At 61.8% G+C, this 8,021-nt stretch carries 9 protein-coding genes; 8 read left to right on the top strand and 1 reads right to left on the bottom strand.

Features of this window, described 5'->3' with window-relative positions; translation table 11 throughout:
- The 8 genes from WBB85_RS01190 to iolB form a co-directional block, all read left to right on the top strand.
- The coding region (locus tag WBB85_RS01190; RefSeq protein WP_432636798.1) for a substrate-binding domain-containing protein at positions 1 to 636 on the top strand (636 nt) is incomplete at its 5' end.
- 75 nt (positions 637 to 711) lie between these two features.
- Positions 712 to 1,785: an ABC transporter permease gene (locus WBB85_RS01185; protein ID WP_432636797.1), complete on the top strand. Its 1,074-nt coding sequence runs from the start codon at positions 712 to 714 to the stop codon at positions 1,783 to 1,785.
- Positions 1,786 to 1,802: 17 nt separating this feature from the next.
- Positions 1,803 to 2,579: an ATP-binding cassette domain-containing protein gene (locus WBB85_RS01180; protein ID WP_432636796.1), complete on the top strand. Its 777-nt coding sequence runs from the start codon at positions 1,803 to 1,805 to the stop codon at positions 2,577 to 2,579.
- A 56-nt stretch (positions 2,580 to 2,635) separates the two neighbouring features.
- A complete protein-coding gene (gene iolG, locus WBB85_RS01175; protein ID WP_432636795.1) occupies positions 2,636 to 3,640 on the top strand; it encodes an inositol 2-dehydrogenase in 1,005 nt (334 codons plus the stop codon).
- A gap of 31 nt (positions 3,641 to 3,671) precedes the next feature.
- Positions 3,672 to 5,501 (top strand): 3D-(3,5/4)-trihydroxycyclohexane-1,2-dione acylhydrolase (decyclizing), encoded by a 1,830-nt coding sequence (gene iolD / locus WBB85_RS01170; RefSeq protein ID WP_432636794.1) that lies wholly within the window; start codon positions 3,672 to 3,674, stop codon positions 5,499 to 5,501.
- Between the two features lie 10 nt (positions 5,502 to 5,511).
- On the top strand, positions 5,512 to 6,411 hold the full coding sequence (gene iolE / locus WBB85_RS01165; RefSeq protein WP_432636793.1) for a myo-inosose-2 dehydratase: 900 nt from the start codon (positions 5,512 to 5,514) through the stop codon (positions 6,409 to 6,411).
- On the top strand, positions 6,411 to 6,605 hold the full coding sequence (locus WBB85_RS01160; RefSeq protein WP_432636792.1) for a hypothetical protein: 195 nt from the start codon (positions 6,411 to 6,413) through the stop codon (positions 6,603 to 6,605). The genes iolE and WBB85_RS01160 overlap by 1 nt, the downstream gene beginning before the upstream one ends.
- Positions 6,602 to 7,408, top strand: a complete 807-nt coding sequence (iolB, locus tag WBB85_RS01155; protein WP_432636790.1) for a 5-deoxy-glucuronate isomerase — start codon at positions 6,602 to 6,604, stop codon at positions 7,406 to 7,408. The genes WBB85_RS01160 and iolB overlap by 4 nt, the downstream gene beginning before the upstream one ends.
- Positions 7,409 to 7,448: 40 nt before the next feature.
- Here the strand turns inward: iolB and WBB85_RS01150 are convergent.
- On the bottom strand, positions 7,449 to 8,021 hold a 573-nt coding region (locus WBB85_RS01150; RefSeq protein ID WP_432636789.1), incomplete at its 5' end, for a pyridoxal-phosphate dependent enzyme.

Raw genomic sequence — 8,021 nt, 5'->3', positions numbered from 1 at the left:
CCGCTGGTCTATGTGAACCGCGAGCCCGACAATGTGAACGACCTTCCGCCGACCCAGGCCTTCGTGGCATCGAACGAGATCGAGTCCGGCACGTTGGAGGCGTTCCAGATCTGCCGCAACCTGCGCGCAGCCGGCAAGGCTGGCGGTGCGACCGGCTATCTGATGAACGGCCAGTTGTCGAACCAGGCAGCCGTTCAGCGTTCCAAGGATGTGCATGACGTCATCGGCATGGACATGTGCAACTTCATGACGCTCATCGACGAGCAGACCGCCAATTGGTCGCGCGACGAAGCGCAGGATCTTATGACCAACTGGATGTCCTCGGGCGAGCCTTTTGATTTCGTCATCGCCAACAACGACGAAATGGCCATTGGCGCGATCCAGGCGATGAACGCGGCAGGGGTCGATATGGGGGCTGTCGAGGTCGGCGGTGTCGATGCCACGCAGGATGCGCTGGTCGCGATGCAGGCGGGCGAGCTGGACGTGACCGTGTTCCAGGATGCGCATGGTCAGGGGGCCGGATCGGTCGACACCGCACTGGCTATCGCCCGGGGCGAGTCTGTGGACAGCAAGGTCTACATCCCCTTCAAGCTGGTTACACCCGACAACATCGGGGACTTCCTCAGCAAGAACTAGGGCTTTCAGGTCCTGCAAGACAGGGAGCGGCGTTCATGGCGCCGTTTCCACCTATAAAGCGCAAGGGGACGAACAATGGCGAATGCGAGCCTCGGCACAGGCGGGCTGACCTTCGACAAATCCAAACGACACTGGCCGAATGAGCTGAATATCTTTCTGGCGCTGATCATCATCGTCGCCGTCTTTGAAATTCTTGGCCAGGTTCTGCCCTATATGCGCGGGCAGAGTTTCCTGTTCGACACGAACGACCGGTTCGATACGATCTTTAACGAGGCGCGGTTGCAAATCATCATCCTGCAGGTCGCGATCATCGGGATCATCGCGCTCGGCGTGACGCAGGTCATTGTCACGGCGGGCATTGACCTGAGTTCAGGCCCATTGGTCGCGGCAACCGCCATGATTGCGATGAGTTTCGCCCAGACCGAGCTGGTCAACGGAAACCCCAATCCAAAAGCGGTCTTCGGGGCCTGGGCGATGGACCTGCCGGTGGTTGTCCCCGTTGCGATAGGGTTGTTGTTCGGAGCCTTAATAGGCGGAATCAATGGCACCTTTGTCGCCTATTTCCGCATCCCGCCTTTCATCGCAACCCTGGGTATGTTCCTGATCTGCCGGGGTATCGCACTCTGGTGGTCGAGCGGCCAGCCGGTGTCGTTTCCCACCGAAAGCTACAAGTTCATCGGTTCAGGCATGATGCCCGTGGTCTGGTTCCTGCTGCTGGCAGCGGTTTTCCAACTGATCCTGAAATACACGGTCTACGGCAAGCATACCTATGCCATCGGCTCGAACGAAGAGGCCGCCCGGATGTCCGGCATCAATGTGCGACGCCACAAGGTCATGGTCTACATGATCGCATCAATGCTGGCCGCGTTCGCAGGGATCGTGCTCAGCTCCAAGGGCGCGACGGCCCAGGCCGGGATGGGCGAATTCTACGAACTCTTCGCCATTGCGATGGCGGTCATCGGGGGGATCAGCCTGACCGGCGGGCGCGGCTCGATCATCGGCACGGTTCTGGGTGCCATGGTGATCGGAGTGATCCGCTCCGGCTTCACATATATCAAGCTCGACGGGTCGTATCAGCTCATGGCCATGGGCGGGATCATCATCGCTGCGGTCGTTCTCGATCAATATCGCCAGCGCAGCCGGGCATAAGAACGGGAGATAGTGAGATGAGCGAAGACATCGTCCTGAAGACCCAAGATCTGACCAAGTACTACGGTGGGGTCCATGCGCTGGACGGCGCGAATTTTGAGATACGCCGAGGCGAGCATGTCGCCATCATGGGCGATAACGGCGCGGGCAAGTCGACCTTCGTGCGCCAGATCACCGGGGTGGAACAACGCACGCGGGGCGACATCATCTTCGATGGCAAACCGGTGAGTTTTGCGGGGCCCCTGGAAGCGCGAGAGGCGGGGATCGAGACCGTCTTTCAGACGCTGGCCTTGGCCGATGATCTCGACGTGCCGGACAACCTTTTTCTGGGGCGCGAAAAGACCAAATGGGACTGGCTGGGCCCGTTCCGGCTGCTCGACTACAAGGCGATGCGCGAAGCGACGATTGCCGGGCTGGAAAAGACCGCCGTCAAGATCCCCAATATCCGCAACACGATCCGCAACATGTCGGGCGGACAACGGCAATGCGTGGCCATCGCCCGCACCGCGACCTTCCATTCCAAGTTGACGATCATGGATGAACCGACGGCGGCCCTTGGCGTGCAGGAAACCGCGCAGGTGGAAAACATCATCCGCACTCTGAAAGAGGCCGGTGAGCCCCTGATCCTGATCAGCCACAACATGCGGCAGGTCATGGACCTCGTCGACCGGATCGTCGTCTTCCGACGTGGCAAGATCGTTGCCAACCTGAAGAAGGAAGAGACCGACGGGCAGGACGTGGTTGCCTATATCACCGGCGCGAAAACCCAAGCTGAATACGAAGGCGCGGCCTGAAGAGGGCGACAGATACCAACTGACGGAGCCTTGCTCCGTCCAATTCGGAATGACCAATGACCACCAGATTTGCAGTACTCGGGGCCGGCCGCATCGGTCAGGTCCATGCCCGCGCCGTCACCTCGACCCTGGGCGCGCGCCTTGTCGCGGTGGCCGAACCACACGCGGCGGCGGCCGAGGCCGTTGCTGCGGCCTATGACTGCGACATCCGCACGATTGATGAGATTGAGGTTGCGGCCGATATCGATGCCGTCATCATCTGCACCCCGACCGATACCCATGCCGATCTGATCGAGCGCTTTGCCCGCGCGGGCAAGGCGATATTCTGCGAAAAACCGGTGGACCTCAGCCTGCTCCGTGTCCGCGCCTGTCTGGATGTGGTCAGGGAAACCGGCGCGACACTGATGGTCGGCTTCAACCGCCGCTTCGATCCCGATTTCATGGCGGTGAAGGCGGCGATTGATGCGGGCCGCATCGGCAAGGTGGAGATGGTGACAATCACTTCCCGCGACCCCGGTGCGCCGCCTTACGACTACATCACCCGCTCGGGCGGCATCTTCCGCGACATGACGATCCACGACTTCGACATGGCCCGTTGGCTCTTGGGGGAAGAGGTCGAGACGGTGATGGCTGCGGCCTCGGTCCTGACCGATCCGAAGATCGGGGAACTGGGCGATTTCGACAGTGCCAATGTAATCCTGCGCACGGGCTCGGGCCGTCAGGCGATCATCACCAATTCGCGGCGCGCCGCCTATGGCTATGATCAACGGATCGAGGTGCATGGCGAAAAGGGGGCCGTATCCGCCGCCAATACGCATGAGGCGAATATCGAGATCGCGGGCAGCGACGGCTTTACCCGGCCACCGCTCCTGAACTTTTTCATGACCCGTTATACCACCGCTTATGCCAACGAAATCGCAGCTTTCATCGGTGCCGTGAACGCGGGGATGACACCGCCGACCAGTGGCGAGGACGGTCTGATGGCATTGGCATTGGCAGAGGCGGCGTTGAAATCAGTGGCTGAAAACCGCGCCGTGCGGGTCACCGACATACTCGGATGATCCCGGTGCGCGAGGCAGGGAAGGACAAGACATGAAGACGATCAGGCTGACCGCCGCTCAGGCGATGGTGAGATATCTCGCGGCTCAGAAGAACGCGGATGGAGAGAGCTATATCGCCGGTTGCTGGGCGATCTTCGGCCACGGCAATGTCGCCGGTCTGGGTGAGGCTTTGTACGGTGTGCGCGACCGGCTGCCGACCTGGCGTGGCCATAACGAACAGACCATGGCCCATACCGCGATCGCCTATGCCAAGCAGCTGCGGCGGGACCGGGCGATGATGGTGACCTCCTCCATCGGGCCCGGGGCGACGAACATGGTTACCGCCTGCGCGCTGGCCTATGTGAACCGCCTGCCGGTCCTCTTCGTGCCGGGCGATGTTTTTGCCCATCGCGGACCCGATCCGGTGCTGCAACAGCCTGAAAATTTCGCCGATGGCACGGTTACGGCGACCGATACGTTCCGCCCGGTCAGCCGCTATTTCGACCGGATCACCCGGCCCGAACAGCTCATGACCGCCCTGCCGCGCGCCATGCGCACCATGACCGATCCCGCCGATTGCGGGCCAGTGACGCTCGCCTTCTGTCAGGACGTGCAGGCCGAGGCCTATGATTGGCCCGAAGCCTTCTTTGACGAACGCATCTGGCACCGCCGTGTGCCGCCGCCCGATCCGGCGGAACTGGCCCGCGTCGCCGACCTTCTGAAGGCTGCGAAGAACCCGGTGATCATCGCGGGCGGCGGGGTGCATTACGGCCATGCGACCGAGGCACTGCGCTCCTTCGCCGAGGCCCATGCCATCCCGGTGGTCGAGACGCAGGCGGGCAAGTCAGCCCTGCCCTGGGACCATCCGATGAATCTCGGTCCCATTGGTGTGACGGGCGCAGAAAGCGCCAACACCGTCTGCGGCAAGGCTGATCTGGTTTTGGGCGTCGGCACACGGTTTCAGGATTTCACCACCGGGTCATGGTCGCTCTTCGCCAATCCGGGGCGCAAGCTGGTCAGCCTCAATGTGCAGGCCTATGATGCGATGAAGCATGGGGCAAAGCCCTTGTGCTGCGATGCCAAGGCGGGGCTGGAGGCTTTGTCCGGGGCGCTGAACGGCAAGACCTTCGATGCGCCCCCCGCCAGCCTCAAATCCGACTGGTTCGCCAAGGTCGATCCCCTCACCGATGCACCGAAGGAGGGCAATGAAAAGCCCACCGACATGCAGGTCGTGGGCGCGGTCCAGCGCGCCGCCGGTCCCGACACGGTCGTGATGTGCGCCGCAGGCACGATGCCCGGCGAATTGCACAAGCTCTGGAAGGCGGGGCGACCGGGCAGCTACCATATGGAATACGGGTTCAGCTGCATGGGCTATGAGATTGCCGGGGCCATCGGCATCAAGCTGGCCGAACCTGACCGCGATGTGGTCTGCTTTACCGGCGACGGCACCTATATGATGGCGAATTCCGAACTTGCCACCGCCTGCATGATGGGGATCAGGTTCACGCTGATCATCACCGACAATCGCGGCTTCGGCTGCATCAACCGGCTGCAGATGGGCACCGGGGGGGAAGAGTTCAACAACCTTCTCGACAAGTCCCAACATGTGAACCCCTCGGCCATCGACTTTGTCGCCCATGCCGGGTCGATGGGGGCGAAGGCGGTCAAGGCAGGCAGCATCGCCGAGCTGGAAGCGCATCTGGCCAAGGCAAAGGACCATGACGGCGTCTATGCCATCGTCCTTGATACCGACCCCTACCCCTCGACCCCGCATGGCGGAAGCTGGTGGGAGGTGGGCGTACCCGAGGTGTCCGAGCGGCCCAAGGTCAACGACGCCCGCACGAATTACGAAACCCGCCGCAAGGCGCAATACAAGGTATGAGGGTCACCCCATGAGTGTAAGAATTGGGATTTCCCCGATTGCCTGGCAGAACGATGATCTGCCGGATCTGACTGCCGGTTTCACGATGGAGCAGGCGCTGAAAGAGGCGCGCGATATCGGCTATACCGGTGTCGAACGCGGCCAACGCATGCCGCACGATACCGAAGGGCTTCGCAGTTACCTCGAAGCCTATGACATCGCCCTCTGCGGCGGCTGGTGCTCGGGCGGGTCTTTGGTTAACGATTTCGCCGCAGAATCCAATTCCATCAAACAGCAGGTCGATCAGTTCATCGCGCTGAACGCACCCTGCATTGTCTATGCTGAATGCTCCAACACCGTGCAGGGCCTGCGCGATGTGCCGGTCAACAAACGGCCCAAGCTGTCGCGTGACGAGGTGCTGGCCTATGCCGCGAAGATCAGTGAGGTCGCGAAATGGGTAACCGACCGGGGCATGCCCTTTGCCTATCACCACCATATGGGTTCGATCATCGAGAGTGAGGACGATGTAAACTGGCTGATGGAGGGGACCTCGCCCGAGGTTCGGCTTTGCTTCGATACCGGTCATCTCCTCTTTGGCGGCGGCGATGTCATGAAAACCCTGAACCGCTGGGGCGACCGGGTGCATCATGTGCATTTCAAGGATATCCGCCCCGATGTGGTGGCCGACGTGCGGGCGAATGACCGTTCTTTCCTTGATGCCGTCATCGCAGGCGCTTTCACCGTGCCGGGCGACGGGTGCATCGACTTTCAGGCCGTGGCCGATGCGTTGAAGGCGATGGGTTTTGCGGGCTGGATCGTGGTCGAGGCCGAACAGGATCCAGCCAAAGCACCGCCCTACGACTATTCGAAGAAAGGCTACGCACATATTCTTCAGGTCTGTGCAAAAGCCAGGCTGGAGATTGCTGACTGATGACCCTGATCGACCCCGCCCACCCGTTCTTCCGCCCGCTCTGGCGGCGTGTGGCAGTGGTCACGGCCTGCTTTGGCTGGGCGCTGTTTGAGATCATCACCGGTTCGCCCGGCTGGGCGATGCTCTTCGGGGTGGCGGGGCTCTATGCAGCCTATGTGCTGCTGATCGCGGCGCAGCCGGAGGATAAGGAATGACCGATCTGATGATCAGCCCCGCCGGAGCCACCGGCAAGGTTCACAACGTGACACCGCAAAGCGCGGGCTGGTCCTATGTCGGCTTCGGGCTCTACCGGCTTGCACCGGGCGAGGTCGCGCAGGAGGACACCGGCGACCGTGAGGTTATTCTGGTTCTGGTCGAGGGCAAGGCGCGGATCACCGTCGATGGCCGCGATTTCGGCGAACTCGGCGACCGGATGGATGTCTTTGAAAAGACCCCGCCGCATTGCCTCTATATCCCGAACGGTGCCGCCTGGCAGGCCACGGCCACGACCGCTTGCACGCTTGCGGTCTGCTCGGCCCCCGGCAAAGGCGGCCACCCGACGCAGATCATCGGGCCTGCGGGCATAGACCTGACCCCACGCGGCAAGGGCACCAATACCCGCTACATCAACAACATCGCGATGGAGGGGCGGGACGTGGCCGACAGTCTTCTGGTCACCGAAGTCTTCACGCCTGCCGGACACTGGTCCTCCTATCCGCCGCACCGGCATGATGAGGATGACTATCCCAATATGACCTATCTGGAAGAGACTTATTACCACCGCCTGAACCCTGCACAGGGCTTTGGCATCCAGCGGGTCTGGACCGAGGATGGGACACTCGATGAGACGATGGCGGTCGGCAATCACGACGTGGTGCTTGTGCCGAAGGGCCACCACCCCTGTGGCGCGCCTTACGGCTATGAGATGTATTATCTCAACGTGATGGCGGGACCCTTGCGCAAATGGCGCTTCAACAACCACCCCGACCACAAATGGATCGCCGAGCAGGATGCGTGACGGGCGCGGCCATCAGGCCGCACCCGTCGTCATTGAGTGATCAGACCTTGGCGCCCCAGCGGCCCGAGAAGTCGAAAGCACCGTCATAACCAAAGAGCGCCGCCGCGCCGCCGGTATGCAGGAAGACGACGCGCTCGCCCTTCTTGAAGTGGCCCTTGCGGATCAGGTCGATGAAGCCGGCAGCACCCTTGGCCGAATAGACCGGGTCCAGGAGGATCGCTTCCAGTTCGGCGAACATGGCAATCGCTTCCATGCCGCTGTCGGTCGGGATGCCATAGCCTTCGCCGACATAGTCGGTGTTCGCCACGACATCCTCACGCTTGACGATCCCGGCGCAGCCGATTTTCTCGGCCGTGGCGCAGGCGAGGTTGAAGACGTTCTCTTCTTGCTTGGGCTTTGGCGCGCGCACACCGATCCCCAGGAGCGGGATCTGCGCATTCATCGCCTTAAGACCGGTGATCAGGCCCGCCTGCGTCCCGGCCGAACCGGTCGCGGTGACGATGTGGTCGATCTTCATGCCGCTGTTGTTGACCTGTGCCAGCATCTCAAAGGCGCAGTTGACATAGCCGAGCGCACCCGTCGGGTTCGAACCGCCGCCGGGAATGGTATAGAC

Origin of the sequence: Albidovulum sp. (genome assembly GCF_049646345.1) — a bacterium.
In the GTDB taxonomy this organism is placed as follows: domain Bacteria; phylum Pseudomonadota; class Alphaproteobacteria; order Rhodobacterales; family Rhodobacteraceae; genus Albidovulum.
This window is presented reverse-complemented; position numbering and strand designations above follow the sequence as displayed.